Source organism: Frigoribacterium faeni, assembly GCF_011761235.1.
In the GTDB taxonomy this organism is placed as follows: Bacteria; Actinomycetota; Actinomycetes; order Actinomycetales; family Microbacteriaceae; genus Frigoribacterium; species Frigoribacterium faeni_A.
The window spans coordinates 1,078,074-1,102,328 of the sequence record NZ_JAAOYW010000001.1; the positions used below are offsets into that span (position 1 = coordinate 1,078,074).

Here is a 24,255-nt window from a genome sequence, read left to right on the forward strand (position 1 = left end):
GGCAGCACGCTGTCGACATGGACACCGCGACGCTCACCGACATTGTCGGCGACTCCGGCGGCTTCGCCACGCGGCGGCAGCTGCGACGGGCAGGCGCCACCGATCGCGACCTGACCCGCGCCGTGCGCTCGGGCGACCTGCACCGGCCCCGGCTCGGCTGGTACAGCAACCTGCCGCCCGACGACGACCGCGTCACGGCGGTCCGGGTGGGCGGTCGCCTCACCGGCGCCTCGGCCTTGTTCCACCTGGGCGGCTGGATGTGGCGGCGGCCCGACCGGGTCGCGGTGTCCGTCGCCCCCAACGCGGCGAGGCTGCGACGGTGTCGTCGGTCGCGGGTGGTCTGGGACGGGATCGACGTACGAGATCGAGGCGGCGTCGCCGTCGTCGCGGTGCAGGACGCCCTCGTCCGGGCGGTCCTCGAGGAGGACTTCGAGATCGCCGTGGCCCTCTGCGACTGGGCGCTGCACGGCGGACGCGTCTCGGCCGACGAGTTCGCCGAGGTGCTCGCGCGCCTGCCGGCGGATGCCCGTGGCATCGCCGACTGGGTCGACGCGGACAGCGAGAGCATCCTCGAGAGCGTCGTCCGCACCCGGCTGCGTCGGGCGGGGTTCCACGTCACGTCGCAGGTGCCCGTCGGCTTCGGGCGCCACACCGATCTCGTGGTCAACGGGGTGCTAGGCGTCGAGACCGACGGCCGCAGGTGGCACGCCGACCGGTTCGACGCGGACCTCAGCAAGGACATGGCGACGCTCATCCGGCGCCGCATCCCCGTCCATCTGAGCTACGACCTGATCGCCCGCGAGTGGGACACGGTGCTGGCCGCCGTCGAGGCGGGTGTCCTCATGCACCGCGACGGCACGATCACGGGTCCCGCTCGGCCGACTCCCGTCCGTGAGGTCGGCGCGGGCACGAGCCGTCACGCCGGCGCACGACACGGTCGACGGGTGGGCGCCGGGCAGGACGGGCGGGCCGGGCGCGCCGGGCGGGCCGGGCGCGCCGCACGTGTCGGGCAGGGCGCCCGGGCCTGGTGGCTGCCGCGGCGAGCGCCGAGCCAGGTCAGCCACAGCTGGTCGTTCCGTCACGCCCTCGCGGCGACGCCGCTCCCGGCTGCGCGCTCGCGACGAGAGGCCCCGCCCGACCCAGGTCATACTGGTCATGACCACCGCACCGTCGCGAAGGGCACTCGATGACCGTCAGCACCTCGACCTCCTCCTCGTCCGGTCCGCCGCGACCCTCCGCCGGGGCCGAGCCGCACCGCGCCGAGCGGACGCCCCCGAGCCCCACCCTGACGCGGTCGAGGGTCATCGCCGTGCTGCGGGCGCCCGCACCCGCCGACTGCGACCGCGTGGTCGAGGCGCTCGTGCGCGGCGGGGTGGAGAGCATCGAGCTGACGCTCACCACGCCGGGCGCCCTCGACGTGCTGCCCGCCCTCGTCGAGCGGTTCGCGGGCGTCGCCGAGATCGGCGTCGGCACCGTCACGACGGTCGCCGAGGCCGTCGAGTCGGTGGACCGCGGCGCGGCCTACGTCGTGACCCCGGTGACGAGCGCCGCCCTCGCCGAGGCGGTCACGAGCCGGGGCGTGCCCTTCTACCCGGGCGGACTCACGCCCACCGAGCTCTGGTCGAGCTGGTCGGCCGGGGCCACGGCCGTCAAGCTGTTCCCCGCGTCCACGGTCGGCCCCGGCTACCTCGGGCAGCTGCGCGGTCCGTTCCCCGACCTCGAGGTCGTGCCGTCGGGCGGCATCGAGCTCGACGACGTCCCGGCGTGGCTCCGCGCCGGCTGCCTGGCGGTCAGCCTGGGCGGCCCGCTCCTCCGCGACGCGTTCGCAGGAGGCGCCCCGAGCGCCCTCGAGGAACGCGCGCGCCGGGTCGTGGGGCTGGCCGGCGAGGCCGAGGAGGCGCGGTGACCGACGCGACCGGCGCCTCCTCGTCCTCGTCCGCGGCTGCGCGACGGCCTCGGGTGGTGACGATGGGCGAGACCATGGGGCTGTTCTCGAACACGACGCCGGGGCCGCTGGCGCACGCGGGCACGATGCAGCTGGGCATGGGCGGGTCCGAGTCGAACGTGGCGATCGGCCTCAGCCGCCTCGGCGTGGACGCGGTCTGGTTCGGTCGCGTCGGCGACGACGCCGTGGGGCGCCTCGTCGAGCGCGAGATCAGGGCCGAGGGCGTCGACGTCCGGGTCGTGGTCGACGACCGGGCCCCGACCGGGCTGATGGTGAAGGAGCGACGGACGTCGACGTCGCAGAACGTGACCTACTACCGAGCGGGCAGCGCCGGGTCCCGGCTGTCGATCGACGACCTCGACGAGGCGACGATCGCCGGGGCCGACGTGCTGCACCTGACGGGCATCACGCCGGCGCTCTCGTCGTCGGCGGCGGAGGCGGTGGGATGGGCTGCCTCCGTGGCCCGGGCCGGCGGCGCCCTCGTGTCGTTCGACGTCAACTACCGCCGAGCACTCTGGTCCCGGGACGAGGCCGCGGCGTTCTGCCGCGCCTTCGCCGCCACGTGCGATGTGCTCATCGCGGGCGAGGACGAGGCCGCGATGATGCTCGGGCTGGACGCCGACGTCGCGGCCCGGACGGACGCCGCGGCACTGGCTCGGCGACTCGCGGACCTCGGCTCCCGGGAGGTGGTCGTCACCTGCGGCGCCGCCGGGGCCGTGACCGTGGTCGACGGCCGGACGAAGAGCCAGCCCGGCGTCCCGATCGTCGCCCACGACACGGTCGGCGCCGGCGACGCGTTCGTGGCCGGCTACCTCGCCGAGCTGGCCGCCGGGCACGACGTCGCGGACCGCCTGCGCACGGCGGCGACCGCCGGGGCGTTCTCGTGCCTGGCCGCCGGCGACTGGGAGGGCCTGCCGCGGCGGGCCGAGCTCGGGCTGCTGCACGCCCGCGAGCCCGTGACGCGCTGAGGGACCAGACAGGTCAGGGCCGGGCGGACGCTGCCTAGACTGGTCGGACGGCGGGCCTGATCAGTCCCGCCACCCGATCGGAGCGCGCCCATGACCGATGCCATCACGCCGGGAGCTCCCCGCAGGCCGGCCCCCGACGAGTCCGGCGACCCGCTCGCGTCCGCCGCCGAGACCACCGACGAGATCAACTTCCGCACCCGCAAGTGGGTCCGGCCGGAGGACCTCAACGCCAACGGCACCCTGTTCGGCGGCAGCCTGCTCCGCTGGATCGACGAGGAGGCGGCGATCTACGCGATCCTGCAGCTCGGCAACGGCCGGGTGGTCACGAAGTACATCTCGGAGATCGACTTCCTCTCGAGCGCGCAGCAGGGCGACCTCGTCGAGATGGGCCTGAGGGCGACCGCCTTCGGCCGCACCTCGCTCACCATGCGGGCCGAGGTGCGCAACATGGTGACGCGGCAGCGCATCCTCACCATCGACTCGATCGTCTTCGTCAACGTCGGCCCCGACGGCCTGCCCGCTCCGCACGGCTACACCTCGATCACGTACGACCGCGACCGCATCCCGACGCACTCGCTGAACAGCCAGGCCTGAGCAGCGGGCCAGGCCTGATCGGCGCAGCCTGAGCAGCGCGTCAGGCCCCGCCCGGCCCGGCCGGCCCCGCGCGGCCCCGCCCGACCCGGCCTCCGGCGTCCTTGTCGCCGGGTCCGGGGCTCGGGCACGATGGAGCCATGCCCCTCGTCACCGCCGTCTGCCGTGTCCACGCCCTCCTCGACGACACCGGCAGCGTGGGCGTCACGGCCATCGACAAGCGGCCGGTCGACGGCCCCGTCCCGGTGCGGCGGCTCGGACTGCGCGGCGACGTCCAGGCCAGCCGCGCCCACCACGGAGGCGTCGACAAGGCCGTCTACGCCTACGCCGACGAGGACGCCGCCCACTTCGCCGCCCTGCTGGGCCGCGACGTCGCGCCCGGCTCGTTCGGCGAGAACCTGCGCACGTCGGGCCTCGACGTCACCGGTGCGGTCATCGGCGAGCGCTGGGCCGTCGGTGAACGGCTGGTGCTGGAGGTGACGATGCCGCGCACCCCGTGCGCCACGTTCGCCCGCCGTCTCGGCGAGCGCGGGTGGGTCAGACGGTTCCAGCAGGAGGGCAGGCCAGGGGCCTACCTCAAGGTCGTGACGACGGGCGACGTCACGGGCGGCGACGAGCTCCGCGTGCTCTCGCGCCCCGGGCACGGGGTGACCGTCGGGGAGTGCTTCGCCGGGCTCGCGCCCGCCCGCGCCGCGTCGCTGTTGAGCGATCAGGACTCGCCGGCGCTCGCGCCCGGGATGCGCGACGCTGCGGAGCTCGCCGCCTCCCGCGCCTGAGTCCTCGACTGCTCCTCCCCCGCGTCGCCCCCGGCGCGACCGCCCGGCTCCGACGGGCGCCTCGCCCTGTCCGGCGACGTACGCTGCACGGCCTGCACGATATTTGACGCCGGGCGACTACTCGTGCGAGAGTACCGCGGTGTCGTCCATCCGCCTCTTCGTGCTCGACTCGTTCGCGCGCCACGGCGAGATGCACGGCCACCAGCTCCGACTGCAGGCCGAGCAGGAGCACGTGCACCAGTGGACCGACATCTCGGTCGGCGGCCTCTACGGCGCGATCAAGCGCCTCGCCGCCGAGGGCCTGCTCGCCCCCGTGCGCACCGAGCGCGAGGGCAACTTCCCCGAGCGCCAGGTCTGGGCCGTCACCGACGCCGGACGCGCAGCCCTCGCCGAGTCCCGCCGCCACGCCCTCGAGACCGTCGTGCTGCGCCCCGACCCCTTCGACCTGGCCCTGACGCGCGTCGACCCCGAGGCCGTCGGCGACCTCGTCGAGACGGTCCACGACCGCCGCGAAGCCGTCCGCCGCCTCCTCGACGACGAGGTCGAGCACCACCGTCGCGCCAGCCCCTGGCTGTCCGTCGCCGAGAAGCACGCCATGGCCCACCGCGAGCACCGGCTCCGCGCCGAGCTCGCCTGGCACGACACGCTGGTCGACGCGCTCCCCGAGATCGTCGCCGACGAGGAGGCGGGGGCCAAGCACGCGCTCACTCCCGGCTCCCCCGGTCGGTGACGACCGCCTCCTCCGTCTCCCCCGCTCTCTCCTCCTGGATCACTCCCGGCCTCGCGCCGGACACCCGACCCTGCCCCCTGAAAGGCACACCATGACCGACGCCACCGCGCGGGCAGCCGCCCCCGCGCCCGCCATCCCACGCCAGTCGTGGCTCGCCCTCTCGGCGCTGCTGCTGGGCATGTTCATCGCACTGCTCGACACGACGATCGTCAACGTCGCCCTGCCGACGATCCGGACGAACCTCGACGCCTCGGAGTCGACGCTCTCGTGGATCATCTCGGGCTACGCGCTCGCCTTCGGGCTGACGCTGATCCCGGCCGGGCGCATCGGCGACCGCATCGGCCACAAGTGGGTCTACTTCGCCGGCGTGCTGCTCTTCACGCTCGCCAGCCTCGCCTGCGGCGTCGCGACGAGCGACCACCAGCTCGTCGTGTTCCGTGTGGTGCAGGGCCTCGCGGGCGGCATCTTCGTGCCGGCCGTCACCGCGTTCATCCAGCTGCTGTTCCCCGGTCGCTCACGCGGCAAGGCGTTCGCGATCATGGGCGCCGTCATCGGCGTCTCGTCGGCGCTCGGGCCGATCATCGGCGGACTGCTGATCCAGGCGTTCGGGGACGAGCACGGCTGGCGCCTCGTCTTCTTCGTCAACCTGCCCTTCGGCATCATCACCCTGATCGCCGCGGCCGTGCTGCTGCCCCGTCGCGACGAGTCCGTGCCCCGGCCCGACCGCGGCCTCGACTGGTTCGGCCTGCTGCTCGTGTCGGGCGCGTTCGTCGCGCTGCTCGTCCCGCTCATCCAGGGACAGGACGAGGGCTGGCCGCTCTGGACGTACCTCAGCATCGCCGGCGGCCTCGTGCTGCTCGCGCTCTTCGGCCTCTGGGAGGTCGCCTACACCCGCCGCGGCCGCACGCCCCTCGTCCCGCCGAAGCTGTTCTCGCACCCGCAGTTCACCGGCGGAGTCGTGCTGGCCCTCGTCTACTTCGCGGCGTTCACCAGCATCTTCTTCACGATCTCGCTGCTCTGGCAGTCGGGTCTCGGCAACAGCGCGCTCGCCTCGGGCGCCGTCGCCATCCCGTTCGCGGTGGGCAGCATCATCTCGTCGTCGCAGAGCAACCAGCTCGCCCAGAAGCTGGGACGCAACGTGCTCGTGCTCGGCACCGCCCTCGTGACGCTCGGCCTCGGCGCGATGTGGGTCATCCTGACCGTCGTCGACGCGGCCGACCTCACCAACTGGCTGCTGCTCGTGCCGCTGCTCGTCGCCGGCCTCGGCAACGGCTTCTTCATCGCGCCGAACGTGCAGTTCATCGTCGCGACCGTCGACCCGCAGGACGCCGGCTCGGCCAGCGCCGTCATCTCGGCGATCCAGCGGATCGGCTCGGCGGTCGGCATCGCGATCATCGGCAGCGTGCTGTTCGGGTCGCTGCCCGGCGGCCGCGAGCTCGCCACGGACGCGGGGCGCGCCGCCGGGTTCACCGACGCGGCGGCCGCAGCCATGGGCGTCAGCGCCGCGTTCGCCCTGGTCGCGTTCGCGCTCGTGTTCGCGCTGCCGCGCCGGGTCGGCCACGGCCGGCCGGCGGGTGCGGGTGCCGGTGCGGGTGCCGGTGCCGGTGGCGGCAGCGCCGCGGGCGCGGGGGCCGAGCGAGGCGCGGAGCGCAGCGAGAGCCCCTCGGCCTGACGCACCCGGCGTGTCGGCCGGCGCGCGGGTGATCGCGCACCGTGCCCGGCGTGCCCGCCACAGCAGACGCAGGGCGTCGACGACTCAGGAGTCGTCGGCGCCCTGCCGTCGTCCCGCCAGCCGCAGCGGGGCGCGGCCCCGCCGGCACCTGACTCCTCGACGCCTCCTCGGCTGCGCCGCATGCCGCCCCGCCCTCGCCCACCCGCACCCGCGCGCGCACCCCGCCCGGCCTCGGCCGCGCCGTCCCCCGCACCCGGGCAGATCCGAGGTCGAGCAGGCACACTGGGCTGATGCCCCTCGCTCCCCCGACGACATCGACGCGCCGCGACCGCGTCCTGCCGCTCGACGGCCTGCGGACGATCGCCATCGCCTTCGTGGTGCTGTACCACCTGCACGTGCCCGGCTTCGGCAGCGGATTCGTCGGCGTCAACGTCTTCTTCGTCCTGTCCGGCTACCTCATCACGACCCTGTTGCTCGGCGAGCACGCCCGCACGGGTCGCATCCGGCTCGGCCGCTTCTGGGTGCGCCGCGTGCTGCGGCTGTACCCCACGCTGCTCGCGGTCGTCGTCGTCGGCGTCGCCCTCTGGTGGCTCATCGGCGACTACCAGGGCTCGACCATGAGCGCCCTCGGCGCCGCCGCGGTCGCCCTCACCTACACCGGCAACGTCGCCCGCTCGTTCTTCGGCGAGTCCCAGGGCGTGTTCTCCCCCATGTGGAGCCTCTCGATGGAGGAGCAGTTCTACATCGTCTGGCCTCCCCTCCTCATGCTCCTCGTCGCCGTGGTCGCCACCCGCCGCGTCATGGTCGCCGTGCTCGGGGCGCTCGTCGTGGCCTCCGTCGTCGCGTCCGGGCTCCTGTTCAGCGCACCCTCGGGCGGCTCGACCCCCGACATCTACTTCAGCCCGGTCCTGAACGTCGCCCCGCTGCTGCTTGGCTGCGCGCTCGCGCTCGTCATGGGGTCGGAGAAGGGCCGTGCCGCGTTCCGAGGCCGCTTCGGCTCCGTCGCCACGTGGGTCGGCCTCGCCGGCGTCGTCGGATCGCTCGCGCTCATCGGCAGCGGCTGGCAGCAGACCGTCACGACGTTCACCGTGATGCTCCCCGGCGTCGCCGTGGCGTCCGCCCTGCTGATCGGCGGCCTGGTCTCCCGCGCGTCGCTGCCGGCTCGCGTGCTCTCGCTGGGCCCGATCGCCTGGTTCGGCCGGGCGCTGTCGTACCCGATCTACCTCTGGCACGTCCTCTTCATCGCGCTGATCACCCCGGTCGTCCCGGGTGCCCTGGGCATCGTCGCCGTGATCGCCGCGTCCATCGCCACGGCGTGGCTGTCGCACCGGTTCGTCGAGGGCCCGGCCCTGCGCCTCAAGGACCGCTTCGGCTCGTCCTCGAAGGAGGCGCGGGTCGAGTCCCCGAAGGAGCGCGAGCTCACGAACGCCTGACGCCGACGACGCCCGACGGAAGCGACGTTCCCCGTCGAGCGTCTGCGCTGCAGGGCCCGTGCCCGCTCATGTCGGCGGCAGCTGGCATCCTTGGGCGCATGGCCATGACGACCGTCGAAGTGCAGGCGTTCTGCGCCGAGCAGCCCTCGGCCGAGCTGACGTTCCCCTTCGGCTTCGAGATCGCCGTGTACAAGGTGCGGGGCAAGATCTTCGCGCTCGTGCCGGTCGACGCCGAGACGCCCAGCGTCTCGCTCAAGGTCGTGCCCGAGCACGGCGAGCAACTGCGCGCGGAGCACCCCGAGATCACGCCGGGGTGGCACCTGAACAAGCGCCACTGGATCACGCTCGATCTGTCGGGCGACCTCCCCGCCACGATGGTCGAGGACCTGGTCGGCAACTCGTACGACCGCGTCGTCGCGGCGATGCCCGCGTCGCGTCGGCCGCTCGCGTAGTCGCCGCGTCGCGCACCTAGTCGGCGCCCCGCGTCGAGCCAGCGCATCATGCCACCGCAACGCGCGTCACCGCGTCACGGCCTGACGCTTCGCACGTCGAGGATTCAGGCGCGGTGGGTGCAGGGACTCGATCGACGGCCGTGAGCCCGTTCCGCAGCATCTCCATCACCTGAACCGTCGACGCACTCTGGCCGAGGCCTGCTGACACGGATCGATCGCTGCGGGTGCCGCGGCTGCTGCGGGCGCCGTCCCCGCTCGCTCGGCGTGGCTCGCAGCGTCGAGGAGTCAGGACGCGGAAGCACTGGCGGGCGGCGGCGAACGGTTCTCGACCGCACTACGGCCCCGTCTCCTGAACCCTCGACGCGCCACGTCCGGCAGGCGCGCGTCGGCCGTCGGCGGCCAGCGCAGGACTCGGCCACGAGGCTCCCCCTCGGGGCGAGCTGCGGCGTCGAGCTCTCAGGAGGCGCGGGGGCGCTCCGCGGCTCCGTGCGGCAGCGGGTCGGGCGACCGCACGAGTCACCTGAATCGTCGACACGAGCGATGGGCCGGGCCCCGACGCGGCGACGACGAGCTCGCCCCCCCGCTCGCGGAGAACGGGCGCGCAGTGCGCAGTGCGCGGGCTACGCGCCGCGCGGCCGTGCGACCGCGGGCACGCCGACGGCGACGCTCCCGGGCGGCACGTCGTGCGTCACGGCGGCCCCGGCGCCCACGACGCTGCCTGCCCCGACGACGACGCCGCCGAGCACGGCCGCCCCCGCCCCCACGGTGACGCCGCGCTCGAGGGTCGGGTGGCGGCGGCCGGCGGCTCCGCGTCCGCCCTTCCCGCCCAGCGTCACGCCGTGGAACACGGTGCAGTCGTCGCCGACCACGGCCGTCTCGCCGATCACGGTGCCCATGCCGTGGTCGATGAAGAACCGGCGGCCGATGACGGCCCCGGGGTGGATCTCGACGCCGGTGGCGGTGCGGGCGAGCTGCGAGAGCACGCGAGCCGCGAACCGGGATCCGAGCAGTCGGAGCAGCCCGTCGGCCCGCCAGAGCCGACTCGTGACCCGGTGCGCCCAGATCGCGTGCAGGCCGGGATAGACGACGACCGTCTCGACCCGCCCCCGCGCCGCGGGGTCCCGCTGCCGGACGGTCGCCACGTCCTCGCCCAGCCGCGCGAGCAGCCGCACGTCAGCCTCTCCCGGACGGTCGCCGGCGGCTCCGCACGCTAGGCGTCCGCGAGGTCCTGGAACAGCACTGTCGAGAGGTACCGCTCGCCCGTGTCGCACACGATGGCGACGATGCGCTTGCCGGCGTTCTCGGGCCGGGCCGCGATCTCGAGCGCGGCGTGCACGATCGCACCGGACGAGATGCCGGAGAGGATGCCCTCCTTCGTGCCGAGGTCGCGAGCGACCCGGAGGGCGTCGTCGAGCTGCACCGGGAACACCTCGTCGATCTGCGACCGGTCGAGCACCTCGGGCACGAAGTTCGCGCCGATGCCCTGGATCTTGTGGGGTCCGGCCTTGCCCTCGCTGAGCAGCGGCGAGTCGGCGGGCTCGACAGCGACGACCTGCACGCCCGGCACCTCCTCGTGCAGCACGCTGCCGACGCCGGTGATGGTGCCGCCCGTGCCGACGCCGGCGACGAAGACGTCGATCTCGCCGCCGGTGTCACGGAGGATCTCGCGGGCCGTCGTGCGCCGGTGGATCTCGGCGTTGGCCTGCGTCTCGAACTGCTGCGCCCAGATGGCGCCCTCGGTCTCGTCGACGATCTGCCTGGCGCGCTCGACGGCCCCGCGCATGCCCTCACTGCCGGGCGTCAGCACCACCTCGGCCCCGTAGGCCTTGATGAGGGTGCGGCGCTCGACGCTCATGGTCTCGGGCATCGTGATGACGACCCGGTAGCCGCGGGCCGCCCCGACCAGCGCGAGCGCGATGCCGGTGTTGCCGCTCGACCCCTCGACGATGGTGCCGCCGGGCTGCAGCTGCCCCGAGGCCTCGGCCGCGTCGACGATGGCGACGCCGAGGCGGTCCTTGACGCTGGCGCCCGGGTTGTAGAACTCGAGCTTCACGACGACCTCGGCCCCGCCCGGCACGGCCAGCCGGTTGAGGCGCACGAGGGGCGTGTCGCCGAAGGCCGAGGTGATGTCGTCGTGGATGCCGGTCATGGGCGGGCCTTCCCTGCGGGGGTCAGAACGGTCGGGACGAGTCTAGGCGGACCGGTCGGCCACCACGCGGCTGCGACGCCGGGTGACGAGCACGAGGACGAGCCCCAGGAGAGCGAGGCCGAGTCCGGAGGCGCCGGCCACCGTCGTTCCCGTCGAGTCGGTGCCGGTGTAGGCGAGCGCGGTCGTCCCGGCCGCGACGGACGAGTCCGCCCCGGGAGACGCCGGACCACCCGCGACGGGCACGACGGCCGGGGCCGCCGGGTCCTGGGCTGCGACGACCGAGAACGCCGTCGGGTCGGACCAGTCGGAGAACTGCCCCTCCCAGTCCGTCTCGCCCGAGAACTGGTCCACCGTGGCCGCTCGCGCGCTCACGGTGTAGTCGCCGGGAGCGAGCGGGACGGTGACCGACCACTGCCCCGCGCCGTCGGTGAGGACGGGCGGGTCGAACGCCGTCAGGAAGTAGGTGCCCGCCGGCGGGAGCTCGTCGTCGTCGAGCAGCGAGAGCTCGAAGGAGCTGAGCCTGCGGAGGTGCTCCCACCCCGGCGGCAGGACGATGAGGCTGATGCCGACGTAGCGGTACGAGACGCCGCTGAACGTGGCGCCGTCGCCCACGACCTGCTCTCCGGCCGACGGAGTGGACACGACGGGCGTCTTGAGCGGGTACACGTACGTGGTGACCGAGATCTGCTCGGTCAGGACGATCCCCGAGGTCACCCCGGCGACCGTCAGCGTGAGCGTCGACCCGCCGGGCTCCTGCGTGGTGGACCGCACGGAGAAGTTGTACTCGTCGTACCGGAGGCCGTCCTCGCGGACCCGTGACGTCCGGAAGTCGTTCACCACCTCGGTCGGCACGACCGAGTCGTCCGACCGGGTCAGCGTGACCGTCGCCTTCTCCGCGGGGAGGAGCCCGTTGGCGGTGACGTAGACGCCGAAGTCCAGGAGGTCGAGGTCGGTCACGGTCGTCGGGCTGACGCTGAGCGACGGCACCTCGGGGCTCGGCGCCGCGGCCGCGACGGACGGCGAGGCCTCCGCCGTGGGCGCGACGGACGTCGAGACAGGGGCCGAGGGCTCGACCTCGACGTCCACTCCGTCCTCGGGTGCGGCAGGCTCGGCCGAGACCGGCGGCACGGCGACGGACGCCGACGACGGCGCGGCGTCCTGCACCGGCGCCGCATCGGCCGGTGCCGCGTCGCCCGCTGTCGCGTCGCCCGCTGCCGGGTCGGCCACCTGCGCATCGGCCACCGCCGCGTCGGTCGAGCCGGTCGGGACCTCCGCGTGGGCCGGCACCCCCACGAGGGCTCCCCCCGAGACGAGGGCGAGTGCGGTCGTCGCGACGACGAGCCTCCGGACGAGCGGTGATCGCATGGGGTGCCTTCCTGGCGGTCGAGAGGACGCCCTGCCGCTCCGCCCGGTGAGCGTGCGACGGGCGGTCCGGGAGGCGAGGGGTCCGGTACTGGATCGAGGATACCTCGACGACGGGGACGGGACGACGACCGAGGAGGCGCCTCCCCGTCCTCGAGGACGGCACACGGTGCGCGCACCGCCGCCCGCACCCCGGGGGCACCACCGCCCGCACCCCCGGACGCACCACCGCCCCGCCGCGCACGAGGCGCGACGGGGCGGAGGAACGACGGGGCGGCGGCAGCCCCTGCGGGCCCTACTTGCCGGTGACCTTGCCCGGGTTGAACACGCGCCCCGGGTCGGCCGAGTCGAACAGCCCCTGCATGACGGCGACGCCCTGCTCCGAGACGTCCTGCGCGAGCCACGGGGTGTGCTCGAGGCCGACGCCGTGGTGGTGCGAGACGGTCGCGCCGGTGTCGATGAAGGCCTGCTGGATGGCGTGCTTCACGACGTCGTACTCGGCCTCGGCCTGCTCGCCGTGCTCGAAGGCGAAGGTGAAGTAGAGGCAGGCGCCCGAGTGGTACGAGTGCGACAGGTGCCCCATGATCCAGCCCTGGACGCCGATCTGGTCGAACGCCTGGTTCGCGGCGGCGTAGACGCGCGACGACACGGCGCGCAGCTTCGACCACGGCGCGGCGGTCTCGGAGACGTCGGCGGCGCCGCCGTGGTCCATGAAGAAGTCGCGCAGGTAGGGGGTGTCGAACTTCTTCTGGTCGTAGAGCTTGCCGGGGCCCTTGCCGACGCCCATGCCGCGGTTCGCCTTGACGATCTTGGCGACGGCCTTCTGGGTGTGGGCGACGTGCTCGGGGCTGCCCTCGTAGCCGATGAACGACAGGCACATCGCGTCGACGTCCCAGCCCTTGGCCTTCAGCACCTTGGGGAGCGCGTCGTTGACCACCTTCGAGATGCCCGTGCTCGCCTTGGAGGTCGCGAACGAGAACGCGGTCTCGTGCGCGTCCGAGACGCGGGTCACCGACGGGCTGGCGTCGCTCTCGGCGATGGCCTGCATCGCGGCGAGGCCGTCGTGCCACGACGGGAACAGGTAGGCGAGGATCTCGCGCTTCTCGGGCAGGCGGTGCACCTGCGCGGTCACCTCGGTGATGACGCCGAGGCGACCTTCCGAGCCGATGATCATCTCGCGCAGCGACGGGCCGGTCGAGGCGCTCGGCACGGCGCGGATGGCGAGCACGCCGCCGGGGCGCACGACGCGCAGCCCCTTGGTGATGTCGGCGATGTCGCCGTACTTGTCGCTCTGCATGCCGGAGGAGCGGGTCGCGACCCAGCCCCCCATCGTCGAGTGCGTGAAGCTGTCCGGGAAGTGCCCGAGGGTCCAGCCGCGGGCGTTGAGCTGCTCCTCGAGGTCGGGGCCCTGGCCGCCGGCCTGGATGCGGGCGAGCCCGCCGTCCTCGTCGATGTCGAGCACCTTCGAGAGGCGGCCCATGTCGAGCGACACGACGGTGCGCTCCTCCGTGGGCATCGGCTCGAGGCTGCCGACGATGTTGCTGCCGCCGCCGAACGGGATGAGCACGACGTCGCTGGCCACGGCCAGGTCGACGATCTGCTGCACCTCGGCCTCGTCGGCCGGGTAGACCACGAGGTCGGGCACGCGCTCGAGGACGCCGGCGCGGATGCGGATCAGGTCGCGGATGCTCTTGCCGTAGGTGTGGACGACGCGGTCGTGGTCGCCCTGGTCGAGGTGCTCGGGCCCGACGATCTGCACGAGCGAGTCGACGACCTCGGCCGAGGCGCGCGAGGCCGGCACCGTCAGCTGCGAGAAGTCGAGGCCGGTGTCGTGCTGGCCGCTCGTCAGCTCGACGCCGACGATCTTCTTGACGAAGGGCGCGAAGCCGGGCTTGTCCTCGTGGTGGAACGCGACGCCCTCGACGCCCCAGCCCCACCACTTCATGTGCGCGACGCCGTGGTCGACGACCGTGGTCTCGGGCTTGTTCTGGACGTCGGTCACGGGCGTGCTCCTTCGGACGGGTGTTCTGGGCCCAGGATACGGGCGGTGTTGGCGTCCTTCAGACGCAGTATCTCGGCGCGCAGCCGAGCGGAGAACTCGAGGGGGGTCTCGCCGGGCTCGGGCCGCATCGGGTCGCCGAACGCGACGCCGACCGGCAGCCGCCCGGGGCGCGGCCAGCTCGACCCGCGCGGGTGGGCGATGTGCGCCCCGATGAGCGCGAGCGGGATGATCGGCACGTCGCAGGCGGCGGCCAGCGCGGCCGCGCCGGGCTTGAAGGAGGCGACGGTGCCGTCCTTGGACCGGGTGCCCTCCGGGAACACCAGCACCGGGTAGCCGCGCTCGAGCAGCGAGCGGGCGCTGACGGTGGGCTGGCCGGCCCGTCGACGGGCGGCGATCTTGGCCGCCGCGCGCTTGCGGGCGGCACTCGGGCCCGCGGACGCCGCGCTGGTGCCGGCGCCGGCGGTGCTGCCGGCGCCCGCGGGCGCCGACCCCGCGGCAGCCGCGGCGGCCGCCACGGCGCCGGGCGCCTCGGGCCGCGGCGACCCGGGCGTGCCTGCCGGCGTCGCCGTCGACGAGCCGCGCTGCACCGGGAACGCGTTGAAGAAGAGCTCGGTGAGCTTGCGCCGCCAGGGCACGTCGAAGAAGTAGTCGGCGGCGGCCCCGGTCGCGAGGTAGCGGGCGAGGCGGCGGGGCAGCGCCCCGAGGATGAGCGGCGCGTCGAGGTGGCTCGAGTGGTTCGCGACGACGATGAAGCCGCCCTCCACGCCCTTCAGTCGGTCGCGGTCGATGACCGTGACGCTCGTGATCGACCAGATGGTGGGCTTGAGCACGACGCGCTGGGCGACGTAGCGGGCCATCGCGTGGCCGCGCGAGCTGAAGCGGTCCTTGACGTCGACGGCGGCGCGGGCGACCGCCTCACGGCGAGGGTGCGGCGCGCGTCCGGTCTCGTCGGGTCCGTCGCCTGCCACCGTCACCGCTCCACCGGCGCGTCGGCCGGGGTGCGTCGGCTCGACGAGATCGCCGCCGAGACGGCCCGCACGGCGCTGCCGGGAGCGTGCTTGACCAGCCCCATGAGCACCTTGTACCGGAGCGTGGGCATCGACACCACCTTGCCTCTCTCGACGTCGCGCAGGCACGCGGACACCAGTCGTTCGGCGCTGAGCCACATCGAGTTCGGTATGGACGACGACCGGATGCCGGCGCGCTCGTGGAACTCGGTGCGCACCCACCCCGGCTGGAGCACCGTGACGCCGACGCCGCTGCCCCGCAGCTCGACCGCCAGGCCCTCGCTGAACGAGTTGACCCACGCCTTGATCGAGGAGTAGCTGCCCATCGCCATGTGCCCGGCGACGCTGCCGACGTTGACGACGTGGCCCGAGCCACGGAGGCGCATCGCGCGTGCCGCGGACGCCGACAGCACCAGCACGCTCCGCACCATGACCTCGAACGCCTGGTCGTGCACGGCCGTGTCGGTGCTCGTGAGGGGCTCGTGGACGCCGAACCCGGCGTTGTTGACGAGCAGGTCGACGGGCCGGACGGCGTCGGCCAGCCGAGCCGCGACGCGGTCGACGTCGGAGCGGTCGCCGAGGTCGGCGGCGAGCACCTCGACGTCGCGGCCGAGGGCCCTCAGCTCGAGGGCGGTCCGGTCGAGTCGGGCGGCGTCGCGGGCGACGAGGACGAGGTCCCAGCCGCGGGCGGCGAGTTGACGGGCGAATTCGGCACCGATGCCGGACGTGCCCCCGGTGACGAGCGCTGTTGCCATGACGCTTACGATACGGTCTTGTCGGGAATCCGCGTGCATCGTGCCCCGATCACCACCGCCACGAGGTCCCTGGAGGAACACAGCCATGACGACCGCTCGCGACCCCTACGACTCGGGCGCCTTCGACATCCGCGCGTTCACCCTCACCGCCCAGGGCACGCTGCGTCCCGAGCTCGACCTCGCCCCCTTCGCGACCGCACCGGTGGGCGCCGACGAGCTGCGCCTCCTGCGGCACCTCGGCCGCCTCGAGAGCGCGACCATGGAGCACCTCCGCAACCTGCTCGTCACGGCCACCCACAAGGACGCCCGCGTCACCGCATTCCTCGTCACCTGGGCCTTCGAGAAGTTCTGGATCGCCGACGCGATCGACGCCGTGCTCGAGGCGAACGGCGAGCCGCGCCTCAAGGACGTCGAGGAGGGGCCCCGCCGACACAGCGCCGGCGAGGCCGTCGAGCGGCGCGGCCCGATCACGCGCGCCGTCGAGGCGATCGGACGCGGCGTGCCGATCGTGGCCGTCCACATGACCACCGGACTCGTCGACGAGTGGGTCATGGCGCACGCCTACGACGTCCTCGTCGAGCGGGCCGGCCACCCCGCGCTGACCGCGGTCGTCGAGCGCCTCCGCACCGTCAAGGCGCGGCACGAGGAGTTCTTCGACGTCGAGGCCCGCTGGCGCCTCGAGGACTCGGCCCGCGCCGTCAAGCAGACCCGCGCCTCCTTGTCGACGGCGGTCTGGCCCCTCGGCGCCGTCGAGCGCGCCGACGCCGAGCGCACCTTCTTCGACGCCGCGGTGTGGGGCGGCGCCGAGGGCCACCTGCGCGCGGACGCCGTCGGCGACCGCGTCGCCTCCCTGCCCGGACTCGACGCCTCCGTGGGCGCCGCCGTGACACGAAAGCTCACCGCATGACCGCCTCCGTCCCCTCGTCCGTGCCGGGCTCGACCGAGACGAGCCTCGGCTCGTCGCACGTGCTGCTGACCGGCGGCACCGGGTTCGTCGGGCAGGCGATCCTCGAGCGCCTGCTGTCGTCGCACCCCGACACGACCGTCACGCTGCTGATCCGGCCCAAGGCCGGCACCTCGGCGCTCGCGCGCCTGCGCCACCTGCTCAAGAAGCCCGTCTTCGCGTCGTGGCGCGAACGCGTCGGGGCCGACGAGGTCGAGCGCGCCCTCACCGAGCGGCTGCGCGTCGTCGAGAGCGGCCTCGGCTCGCTGCCGGCGCTGCCCCGCGACCTCGACGTCGTCATCCACAGCGCCTCGACCGTGTCGTTCGACCCGCCCATCGACCAGGCCTTCGACACGAACGTCGGCGGGGCCGTCGGCCTCTACGAGGCGCTCGTCGCGGCGGGCGGCGACCCGCACGTCGTGCACGTGTCGACCGCGTACGTCGGCGGCATCCGCAAGGGCGTGTTCCCCGAGGCCGCGCTGCGGCACGACGTCGACTGGCGGGCCGAGCACGCCGCTGCGCGCGACGCCCGCGCCCGCGTCGAAGCGGCGTCGCGGCAGCCCGAGACGCTGCGCAGGTTCCTCGCCGAGGGCCGGGCCGGACACGGCAAGACCGGACCGCAGGCGGTCGCGGCCGCAGCCGAGGAGGCGCGGGTCGCCTGGGTGGCCGCCCGTCTCGTCGACTACGGGCGCACCCGCGCCGAGACCCTCGGCTGGACCGACGTCTACACGCTGACGAAGGCGTTCGCCGAGCGCGCGGCCGAGCAGCTCTGGGCCGCCGAGGGGCACCGCCTGTCGGTGGTCCGCCCCGCGATCGTCGAGAGCGCGCTGCGCCACCCCTACCCGGGCTGGATCGACGGCTTCAAGGTCGCCGACCCGCTGATCATGTCGTACGCCCGGGGCCTGCTGCCCGAGTTCCCCGGGGTGCCCGACAGCGTGCTCGACATCGTGCCGGTGGACTACGTGGTGAACGTGATCCTGGCCGTCGCGGCCAACCCGGCCGGCGCCTCCTCGGCCTCGACGTCCTCCGCTGAGTCCGGTGCCGGTGCGAGTGCCGGTGCCGCCGTCGCCCCCGAGCCGCAGTACTTCCACGTCGCGTCGGGCAACAGCAACCCGTTCCCGATCCTGCGGATGTTCGACAACCTCAAGACGTTCTTCACGGCGAACCCGCTGCCGCGCGACGAGCACACGAGCATCCCAGTGCCGACCTGGGACTTCCCCGGCGTGCGCAAGGTCGAGGGCGCCATCCGCACCGCGCAGCGCGCCAACGACTGGCGCGAGCGCGTGCTCGTGCGGCTGCCGTCGACGACGCGCACCCGCACGGCCCTCACCGACGTGCAGACGCGCCGGGCCGACCTCGAGTCGCTGCAGAGCCTCACCGACCTGTACCGCCACTACGTGCAGTCCGAGATCATCTTCGACGACCGCCGCACGCGCGCGCTGCACGACGGCCTGCCCGCCGGGTCGCCGGCCGACATCGGCTTCGACGTGACCGACATCGACTGGGAGGACTACTTCCAGACCGTGCACTTCCCGTCGATCACCGCGATGACGCGCGCCTTCTCGGTGCGGCCCGCCGCGGCCGGGGCCGTGCTCGACACCCGCGCCCTGCCGCAGCGCACCGACGTCGTGGCCGTCTTCGACCTCGAGGGCACCGTGCTCGACTCGAACATCGTCGAGCAGTACCTCTGGGTGCGCTCGAACGGGTTCCGCAAGGCGGCCTGGCCGGCCGAGGTCGCGTCGCTGCTCACCGGGCTGCCGGCCTACCTGCGGGCCGAGGGGCGCGACCGCGGCGAGTTCATCCGGGCGTTCCTGCGGCGCTACGCCGGCATGCCGGTCTCGCGGCTGCAGGGCGTCGTGCGCTCGGCGGGCTACGCCGAGACCGTGCGGCGGCACACCCTGCCCGAGGCCCTCGCCCGCATCGCCGAGCACCGCGCCGCCGGGCACCGCACGGTGCTCGTCACGGGCTCGATCGGCACGCTGGCGACCCCCATCGCGCACCTCTTCGACGAGGTCGTCGCGAGCACGATGCACCAGCGCGACGGGGTCCTGACCGGCTACCTCGCCCAGCCGCCGCTCGTCGACGAGGCCCGAGCGGCCTGGCTCGCCCAGTGGGCCCTCGAAGAGGGCGTCGACCTCTCGGGTTCGTACGGGTACGGTGACAGCCACGCCGACCTGGCGTGGCTGGAGATGCTCGGCAACCCGTCTGCCGTCAACCCCGACGCCAATCTCGCCCGCGAAGCGCTCCGAAGAAGATGGAGCATCCGAGATTGGTCGCGTGCCCGCGGTTCGTCCGCGTCCGGCTCGACGACGGCCCCCGCCGTCGGCACCACCCCGAAAGGAGAAGGAGACAGGGCCTAGCGCCCGAGCCTCCTGACGCCACATGGCCTTCGACATCGACAAGTTCGCCGCCACCAGCGAGCGCATCACCTGGGACGACCTCGACCTGGACCACTTCAAGGAGAACCCGCTCAGCCCGGACTCCCTCCGCACGCTGCGCTACATGGCCGACGTCGAGTACCACACCGTCTGCTACACCCGCGACCTGCTGACGACGCCCTCGCACAAGGAGGGCGACGTCTCGACCTTCATGACCATGTGGAACCGCGAGGAGTTCTGGCACGGCGAGGCCCTCGCCGCCATCCTCGAGGTGCACGGCGAGAAGGTCGACTACGACCAGCTCCGCGCGAACCGCCTCAAGCTCGGCTGGCGCGACAAGCTCGACCCGGTCAAGCAGGGCCTGCTCGGCAAGTTCGTCGGCTCCGACTTCGTCGCCGTGCACATGTCGTGGGGCGCCGCCAACGAGTACAGCGCCGTCGCCGCCTACAAGCGCATGGCCGCCCTCGAGAAGGACCCGGTGCTGGCCGAGCTGCTCGTCCGCATCGCCCGCCAGGAGTCGCGCCACGTCGCCTTCTACGTCTCGCAGGCCCGTGAGCGGCTGCTCAAGAGCAAGAAGGCGCAGAAGCTGACGCGGTTCCTGCTGCAGAAGGTCTGGGCACCCGTCGGCTCGTCGATCATGGAGCTCGACGACGTCAAGTTCGTCTTCGGCCAGCTGATGAGCGGCGAGGAGGGCCGCAAGGCCGCCGAGAAGCTCGACGCGAACATCTCGAACCTGCCCGGCATGTCGGGCCTGACGATCTTCCAGAAGGCGCTCGACGGGCTCGGCGTCACGCACGGGCCCGCCACGGGCGGCTCCGTCAGCGTCGCCTGAGGCGTGCGCTGAGGCGTCGCCGGGCGGCCGGTGCCGCCCGGCCGCTCCGGTGCCGCACGGCCGCTCCGTTAGTCTTGGGCGGTCGGGCACCCGGCCGACGAGCGAGAGGCGACACCACGTGAAGACGAGCCACCTGCGGCACTTCCTCGTCGCGGCCGAGGTGCTGCACTTCCCCGTCGCGGCCGACAAGCTCGGCATCTCGCGGCAGAAGCTCGAGTCGTCGATCGAGGCGCTCGAGCTCGAGTTCGGGCAGAAGCTCTTCGACCGCGACGCCTCGCCGTACCGTCTCACCAAGGCGGGACGCGCCGCCGTCGTGGTCGCCGAGGAGGAGCTGGCCAGCCCCTCGACCCCGCCCGCCCCGCCTGCTCCCCCGGCCGGCGGCAAGGCGAAGGCGTCCAAGGGCAAGGGACGCACCCCGGCCGTCAAGGGCCAGCCCAAGCCGTTCAAGAAGCGCCAGGGGCGCTAGGGGCTCCACGCGCCGGGGGCGTCGGCGACTCAGGGCGCCGAGGGCGCTAGGGAGTCTGCGGGCCGGCCTCGGCCCACCATTCGGCGTACCGGGTGTTCTCCGCCATGCGGCGGGTCTCGTCGGGGGCGTCGTCGTCCCACCACACCGGTCCGCGTTCGCCCAGGGCCGTCTTCGCGGTGTCGACGCGGGCCCGGGCGGCCTCGCGGGCCTCGGGATCGTCGTCGGCGAGCGCGGTCTTCTTCGCGCGGCGCGCCTCCATCAGCTCGTGCACCAGCTCGGCCCGGCGCTCCTCGGGCAGCGACGGGTCGGTGCGCCGCCAGAGCCGCCCGCGGACGACGAGGTAGCGGCCGTCGGGGGTGACGAGGGGTGCGGATGCGTCGGCCATCGGGCCAGTCTGCCTCGTGCCCCGCGTCGAGGACTCAGGCGACGACGCCGCGCGCCTGCCCGGGCCCGGCCCGCGCCGCGCTGACGCGCCGCCGCCACCTGACTGCTCGACGCACGAGCGCCCGAGCGGCCGCGGCGCTCGGCGACCGCGGAGCGGGCGCCGCGAGCGCGTCGACGGATCAGGTCCGCGCGGGGCCCCCGGCCCCGCACCGACGCGGCCGAGCCGCACGTCCGCGACGCCCGCACCTGAGTCCTCGACACCGCCGCGTCCCGCGGCGCACGACCGGCAAGCGGAGCGAGCGCCGCGCGGCGACCGCAGAGCGGGCGACGGGCGCGTCGACGGATCAGGTACGCGCGGCTCCGAGCCCCGCACCGGCGCGGCCGAGCCTCACGGCCGCGACGCCCACACCTGAGACCTCGACGCCGTCGCGTCCCGCGGCGCGCGACCGGCGGGCGGCGGCACGCGGCACGCGGCGACCGCGGAGCGGGCGACGGACGCGTCGACGAGTCAGGTACGCGCGGCTCCCGACCCCGCACCGACGCGGCCGCGCGGGACGGCCGCGACGCCCGCACCTGAGTCCTCGACGCCGTCGCGCCGCGCGAGCGCCGGGTACCGAGCGCGCGCGCGACCGCGCCGCGCCAGCGGCCGCGCTCAGCGCCCCGTCGGCACGGCCCGCAGCTCGCGCTGCACCTGCAGCGCCAGCTCGCGCAGCAGCACCAGGTCGACGCTCTCGGCGCTGCGCGGCTCGGCGTCGACCACGCAGAGCGCGCCGATGCGCACGCCGTCCGGGCTCTCGACGGGGTGCCCGGCGTAGAACCGCACGCTCGGGTGCGAGACGAAGCGGTCGTCGCGCCAGGCGTCGGGCACGACCATGGGGGCGCCGCTGCGCACGGTCTGCGAGCAGAACGACGTCGCGATCGGCACCTCCACCTGCGACGACCCCGCGACGGACTTGTTCCAGTGCCGTCCGTCGTCGATGAGCGAGAACGCCGCGCCCTGGGCCCCGAGCAGCACGCGCGCCCGCTCGACGATGTCGTCGAACCGCTTCTCGGCGGGGGTGTCGAGCAGGCCGAGCGCCCGCACGGCGGCGATGCGGCGCTCGTCGGTCTGGGGCGCCTCCCGGGCGCGCCGGGCGGTGCTGCCCGCCGCCAGGGCGACGTCGACGAGCGGCGCCAGCACGTCGGCGAGCACGGCGGCCCAGGCCGCGTACGGCACGGAGGCGCGGGGCGGCTCGCCGACGCCCTCGGGCGCGGCGGCGGGCGGGGGCGGCGAGACGACGCGCACCCGGGCCCGCGGGGCGCAGACGGCCTCGGTCAGCGCGTTGAGCGACCGGGCGTGCCGGTCGACGACGCCGCCGCAGCGCATCGTGAACTTGGGGATCGAGCTCGGCGGCTGGATGCCCGTGACGACGATCTCGCAGAACGGGTCGACCGCCTCCTCGAGGGCGTCGAGCAGGGCCGTGAGCCCGGCCGACCAGCGCGCCCGCGACACGAGCCGCAGGGCGTCGCTCGCGCCGAGCACGACGACCACGGCGTCGAGGCCGGCGAGGTCGTGACCGTCCAGCAAGGAGGCGGCGGTCGCGACGGTCACGTCGGGGTCGGCCAGTGCCGTGACGTCGGCGCCGCGCCCGGTGCGGGCCGACAGGGCACGCGCCAGGGTGCCCGGCAGCGCGAGGTCGTGGCTGCGCACGCCCCAGCCCACGGCCGGTCCGTTGCCGAGCACGAGCACGCGGTCCGGGTCGGTGCCGGCGGCGTGGCCAACGGGGTGGTCGTCGGGGCGGGGCGTCGACAGCAGCTCGTCGACGACCCGGTAGCGCGCGCGCACCCACGCCCGGACGAGCGGCAGGGGCAGACGAGGCATGCAGGGGCTCCGACCCGGATCACGGGGTGGTCGAGGGGGAACCGGGCGGGGGCGTCCGGACGGGTACGTCGAGGATGCCCGCGACCGGCCGCGGGGGCAAGCCCCCGCACGGGGGAAGGACGACCCTAGGAGGCGGTCGGGGCCCCGCTGCCGCCCGACGCCTCGCGCGGGCGCGACGCCGCGCGTTCCCCGAGCGCCGCCAGGTCGTCGCCCAGCCCGGCCAGCCGCTCGTCGCGTGCCTCCGCGTAGGCGGCGTCGACGACGACCGCGGCCGCCCGGACCCGCGAGACCACGGCGTCGCCCACGTCGCCCCAGGCGCGGGCGACCGCGGCCTGGACGATGTCGTCGACGTACTCGTCGTCGTCCCGCAGGGCGTCGAGGCGATCGGCCACGGCGACGTAGGTCTTCTCGCGGAACCACAGCGTCTCGTCGTCGCCCTTGCGGTAGTCGTGCTGGTGCCGCGACCGGCCCTTCGACCTCAGGGCCTTCGCCCGCGCGGCCCCGATGCGGGTGTTCTGGTAGCGCTGCTCCTCGGCGAGCCGGTGCAGGGTGCGGCGCACCGAGGCGGCGGTCTCGTCGTGGTCGAAGACGTCGTCGTCGCGCAGGGCCCTGACCACGATGCGGTTCGCGACGGACACGACGGCGGCGGCACGGGCGATGAGCAGGCCCTCGCCGGTCGCGCGCTCGAGGGCCGCCGGGTCGACGGGCGCCGGGTCGGCGGAGGAGCCGGGCCCGCCGCCGCCGCGCGTGCTCCGCCACCTCACGGTGCCTCCCCCGCTGCTGCCGCTGCCATGGCGTCGCTCCTCGTCCCGGGCCGTCCTGACACGGCGCTCCCCCGATTAAAGACCCGGTGCCGGGACCGCGCCGGGCCGGCGGTCCCGGCACCGGGTCGTGCCCGAGGCGGGGAGGGTCAGCCCTGGCTGTCGCCCGCGGTCGAGAGGGCGTCGCGGATGCCGCCGACGAAGTCGTCGAGGTCGTCGGGGTCGCGCGAGGTGACGAGGGTGAAGCCGCCCTCGACGTCGGTGACGACCGAGCGGTCCACCCACGAGCCGCCCGCGTTCGAGGCGTCCGTCTTGAGGGAGGCGAACGAGGTGAGCTCCTTGCCCTTCAGCAGGTCCGCCTCCACCAGGAGCCAGGGCCCGTGGCAGATCGCGGCGACGGGGCTGCCGGCCGACGCGAACGCCTTGACCAGCGAGACGGCCGTCGCGTCCTGGCGGATCGTGTCGGCGTTGATGGTGCCGCCGGGCACGAGCAGCAGGTCGAAGTCGGCGGCGTCGACCTCGTCGATGGTGGTGTCGGGACGGACGGTCTCGCCCGGGTCCTTGTCGCCGACCAGGGTCTGGATCGGCTCGGTCGACTGGGCGGCGACGACGACGGTGGCGCCGCTGTCGCGCAGGGCACGGACGGGCACGACGAGCTCGTCCTGCTCGACGCCGTAGTTGGTGACGACCGCGAGCACGCGGCGTCCGGTCAGATCGGTGGTGGCCATGGGGCTCTCCTCCTCCGGGCCCGCGGTGCGGGCCGATCGATGTCGAGACCCGGTCTACGC

23 protein-coding genes are annotated in these 24,255 nt (G+C 74.2%); 13 read left to right on the plus strand and 10 right to left on the minus strand.

The annotated features are described in order from the left end of the window. Positions 1 to 17 precede the first annotated feature (17 nt). The 9 genes from FHR78_RS04970 (at position 18) to FHR78_RS05010 (ending at position 8,567) form a co-directional block, all read left to right on the plus strand. The gene (locus FHR78_RS04970) at positions 18 to 1,190 is read left to right on the plus strand and encodes a type IV toxin-antitoxin system AbiEi family antitoxin domain-containing protein (RefSeq protein WP_166759337.1); all 1,173 of its coding nucleotides are present in this window, start codon (positions 18 to 20) and stop codon (positions 1,188 to 1,190) included. After that, on the plus strand, positions 1,187 to 1,906 hold the full coding sequence (locus FHR78_RS04975; protein ID WP_166759338.1) for a bifunctional 4-hydroxy-2-oxoglutarate aldolase/2-dehydro-3-deoxy-phosphogluconate aldolase: 720 nt from the start codon (positions 1,187 to 1,189) through the stop codon (positions 1,904 to 1,906). The genes FHR78_RS04970 and FHR78_RS04975 overlap by 4 nt, the downstream gene beginning before the upstream one ends. Continuing rightward, complete coding sequence (locus FHR78_RS04980; RefSeq protein WP_347878056.1) at positions 1,903 to 2,913, plus strand: sugar kinase; 1,011 nt, start codon at positions 1,903 to 1,905, stop codon at positions 2,911 to 2,913. Before FHR78_RS04975 ends, FHR78_RS04980 begins: the two co-directional genes overlap by 4 nt. 90 nt (positions 2,914 to 3,003) lie before the next feature. After that, positions 3,004 to 3,507: an acyl-CoA thioesterase gene (locus FHR78_RS04985; protein ID WP_166759339.1), complete on the plus strand. Its 504-nt coding sequence runs from the start codon at positions 3,004 to 3,006 to the stop codon at positions 3,505 to 3,507. Between the two features lie 137 nt (positions 3,508 to 3,644). Continuing rightward, positions 3,645 to 4,280 (plus strand): MOSC domain-containing protein, encoded by a 636-nt coding sequence (locus FHR78_RS04990; RefSeq protein ID WP_166759340.1) that lies wholly within the window; start codon positions 3,645 to 3,647, stop codon positions 4,278 to 4,280. A gap of 139 nt (positions 4,281 to 4,419) precedes the next feature. Further along, positions 4,420 to 5,010 carry a helix-turn-helix transcriptional regulator gene (locus FHR78_RS04995; protein WP_208392756.1) on the plus strand — a complete coding sequence of 197 codons (591 nt, stop codon included), beginning with the start codon at positions 4,420 to 4,422 and terminating at the stop codon, positions 5,008 to 5,010. 91 nt (positions 5,011 to 5,101) lie between these two features. Continuing rightward, complete coding sequence (locus tag FHR78_RS05000; protein ID WP_166759341.1) at positions 5,102 to 6,682, plus strand: MFS transporter; 1,581 nt, start codon at positions 5,102 to 5,104, stop codon at positions 6,680 to 6,682. 290 nt (positions 6,683 to 6,972) lie between these two features. Continuing rightward, positions 6,973 to 8,115, plus strand: coding sequence for an acyltransferase family protein (locus FHR78_RS05005; RefSeq protein ID WP_166759342.1), 1,143 nt, complete (start codon positions 6,973 to 6,975; stop codon positions 8,113 to 8,115). 104 nt (positions 8,116 to 8,219) lie between these two features. After that, entirely contained in the window at positions 8,220 to 8,567 is a 348-nt protein-coding gene (locus tag FHR78_RS05010; RefSeq protein ID WP_166759343.1) for an MmcQ/YjbR family DNA-binding protein, read from the plus strand. A gap of 620 nt (positions 8,568 to 9,187) precedes the next feature. On the opposite strand, the gene epsC is transcribed toward FHR78_RS05010, so the two are convergent. The 6 genes from epsC to FHR78_RS05040 form a co-directional block, all read right to left on the minus strand. After that, positions 9,188 to 9,739 carry a serine O-acetyltransferase EpsC gene (gene epsC, locus FHR78_RS05015; protein ID WP_166759344.1) on the minus strand — a complete coding sequence of 184 codons (552 nt, stop codon included), beginning with the start codon at positions 9,737 to 9,739 and terminating at the stop codon, positions 9,188 to 9,190. Between the two features lie 38 nt (positions 9,740 to 9,777). Next, on the minus strand, positions 9,778 to 10,716 hold the full coding sequence (cysK, locus tag FHR78_RS05020) for a cysteine synthase A (protein ID WP_166759345.1): 939 nt from the start codon (positions 10,714 to 10,716) through the stop codon (positions 9,778 to 9,780). A 42-nt stretch (positions 10,717 to 10,758) separates the two neighbouring features. Next, entirely contained in the window at positions 10,759 to 12,081 is a 1,323-nt protein-coding gene (locus tag FHR78_RS05025; RefSeq protein WP_166759346.1) for a hypothetical protein, read from the minus strand. 292 nt (positions 12,082 to 12,373) lie between these two features. Further along, positions 12,374 to 14,080: an FAD-binding oxidoreductase gene (locus tag FHR78_RS05030; RefSeq protein WP_347878057.1), complete on the minus strand. Its 1,707-nt coding sequence runs from the start codon at positions 14,078 to 14,080 to the stop codon at positions 12,374 to 12,376. Beyond that, positions 14,077 to 15,048 (minus strand): 1-acyl-sn-glycerol-3-phosphate acyltransferase, encoded by a 972-nt coding sequence (locus FHR78_RS05035; RefSeq protein ID WP_166759347.1) that lies wholly within the window; start codon positions 15,046 to 15,048, stop codon positions 14,077 to 14,079. Before FHR78_RS05035 ends, FHR78_RS05030 begins: the two co-directional genes overlap by 4 nt. A 2-nt stretch (positions 15,049 to 15,050) precedes the next feature. Further along, positions 15,051 to 15,842, minus strand: coding sequence for an SDR family NAD(P)-dependent oxidoreductase (locus FHR78_RS05040; protein ID WP_166759348.1), 792 nt, complete (start codon positions 15,840 to 15,842; stop codon positions 15,051 to 15,053). Positions 15,843 to 15,927: 85 nt separating this feature from the next. Here FHR78_RS05040 and FHR78_RS05045 point away from each other — a divergent pair, with 85 nt between their 5' ends. From FHR78_RS05045 to FHR78_RS05060, 4 genes are all read left to right on the plus strand, one after another. After that, positions 15,928 to 16,749, plus strand: coding sequence for a hypothetical protein (locus FHR78_RS05045; RefSeq protein WP_166759349.1), 822 nt, complete (start codon positions 15,928 to 15,930; stop codon positions 16,747 to 16,749). Further along, positions 16,746 to 19,145: an SDR family oxidoreductase gene (locus tag FHR78_RS05050; protein ID WP_166759350.1), complete on the plus strand. Its 2,400-nt coding sequence runs from the start codon at positions 16,746 to 16,748 to the stop codon at positions 19,143 to 19,145. The genes FHR78_RS05045 and FHR78_RS05050 overlap by 4 nt, the downstream gene beginning before the upstream one ends. Before the next feature lie 22 nt (positions 19,146 to 19,167). Further along, a complete protein-coding gene (locus FHR78_RS05055) occupies positions 19,168 to 19,995 on the plus strand; it encodes a ferritin-like domain-containing protein (RefSeq protein WP_166759351.1) in 828 nt (275 codons plus the stop codon). 118 nt (positions 19,996 to 20,113) lie between these two features. Beyond that, positions 20,114 to 20,461: a helix-turn-helix domain-containing protein gene (locus FHR78_RS05060; protein WP_123546825.1), complete on the plus strand. Its 348-nt coding sequence runs from the start codon at positions 20,114 to 20,116 to the stop codon at positions 20,459 to 20,461. Between the two features lie 46 nt (positions 20,462 to 20,507). On the opposite strand, the gene FHR78_RS05065 is transcribed toward FHR78_RS05060, so the two are convergent. From FHR78_RS05065 to FHR78_RS05080, 4 genes are all read right to left on the minus strand, one after another. Beyond that, positions 20,508 to 20,846: a hypothetical protein gene (locus tag FHR78_RS05065; RefSeq protein WP_166759352.1), complete on the minus strand. Its 339-nt coding sequence runs from the start codon at positions 20,844 to 20,846 to the stop codon at positions 20,508 to 20,510. A gap of 651 nt (positions 20,847 to 21,497) precedes the next feature. Beyond that, positions 21,498 to 22,706 (minus strand): GAF domain-containing protein, encoded by a 1,209-nt coding sequence (locus FHR78_RS05070; protein ID WP_166759353.1) that lies wholly within the window; start codon positions 22,704 to 22,706, stop codon positions 21,498 to 21,500. A 125-nt stretch (positions 22,707 to 22,831) separates the two neighbouring features. Beyond that, a complete protein-coding gene (locus tag FHR78_RS05075; RefSeq protein WP_166759354.1) occupies positions 22,832 to 23,470 on the minus strand; it encodes a hypothetical protein in 639 nt (212 codons plus the stop codon). A 146-nt stretch (positions 23,471 to 23,616) separates the two neighbouring features. Continuing rightward, entirely contained in the window at positions 23,617 to 24,195 is a 579-nt protein-coding gene (locus FHR78_RS05080; protein ID WP_166759355.1) for a type 1 glutamine amidotransferase domain-containing protein, read from the minus strand. Between the last annotated feature and the right edge of the window lie 60 nt (positions 24,196 to 24,255).

Excerpts from the sequence above, each read along its gene's own strand:
- FHR78_RS04970 (WP_166759337.1), top strand. The coding sequence starts at position 18 with ATGGACACCGCGACGCTCACCGACATTGTCGGCGACTCCGGCGGCTTC.
- FHR78_RS04975 (WP_166759338.1), top strand. The coding sequence starts at position 1,187 with ATGACCGTCAGCACCTCGACCTCCTCCTCGTCCGGTCCGCCGCGACCC.
- FHR78_RS04985 (WP_166759339.1), top strand. The coding sequence starts at position 3,004 with ATGACCGATGCCATCACGCCGGGAGCTCCCCGCAGGCCGGCCCCCGAC.
- FHR78_RS04990 (WP_166759340.1), top strand. The coding sequence starts at position 3,645 with ATGCCCCTCGTCACCGCCGTCTGCCGTGTCCACGCCCTCCTCGACGAC.
- FHR78_RS05000 (WP_166759341.1), top strand. The coding sequence starts at position 5,102 with ATGACCGACGCCACCGCGCGGGCAGCCGCCCCCGCGCCCGCCATCCCA.
- FHR78_RS05005 (WP_166759342.1), top strand. The coding sequence starts at position 6,973 with ATGCCCCTCGCTCCCCCGACGACATCGACGCGCCGCGACCGCGTCCTG.
- FHR78_RS05010 (WP_166759343.1), top strand. The coding sequence starts at position 8,220 with ATGACGACCGTCGAAGTGCAGGCGTTCTGCGCCGAGCAGCCCTCGGCC.
- cysK (WP_166759345.1), bottom strand. The coding sequence starts at position 10,716 with ATGACCGGCATCCACGACGACATCACCTCGGCCTTCGGCGACACGCCC.
- FHR78_RS05025 (WP_166759346.1), bottom strand. The coding sequence starts at position 12,081 with ATGCGATCACCGCTCGTCCGGAGGCTCGTCGTCGCGACGACCGCACTC.
- FHR78_RS05040 (WP_166759348.1), bottom strand. The coding sequence starts at position 15,842 with ATGGCAACAGCGCTCGTCACCGGGGGCACGTCCGGCATCGGTGCCGAA.
- FHR78_RS05045 (WP_166759349.1), top strand. The coding sequence starts at position 15,928 with ATGACGACCGCTCGCGACCCCTACGACTCGGGCGCCTTCGACATCCGC.
- FHR78_RS05050 (WP_166759350.1), top strand. The coding sequence starts at position 16,746 with ATGACCGCCTCCGTCCCCTCGTCCGTGCCGGGCTCGACCGAGACGAGC.
- FHR78_RS05055 (WP_166759351.1), top strand. The coding sequence starts at position 19,168 with ATGGCCTTCGACATCGACAAGTTCGCCGCCACCAGCGAGCGCATCACC.
- FHR78_RS05065 (WP_166759352.1), bottom strand. The coding sequence starts at position 20,846 with ATGGCCGACGCATCCGCACCCCTCGTCACCCCCGACGGCCGCTACCTC.
- FHR78_RS05070 (WP_166759353.1), bottom strand. The coding sequence starts at position 22,706 with ATGCCTCGTCTGCCCCTGCCGCTCGTCCGGGCGTGGGTGCGCGCGCGC.
- FHR78_RS05080 (WP_166759355.1), bottom strand. The coding sequence starts at position 24,195 with ATGGCCACCACCGATCTGACCGGACGCCGCGTGCTCGCGGTCGTCACC.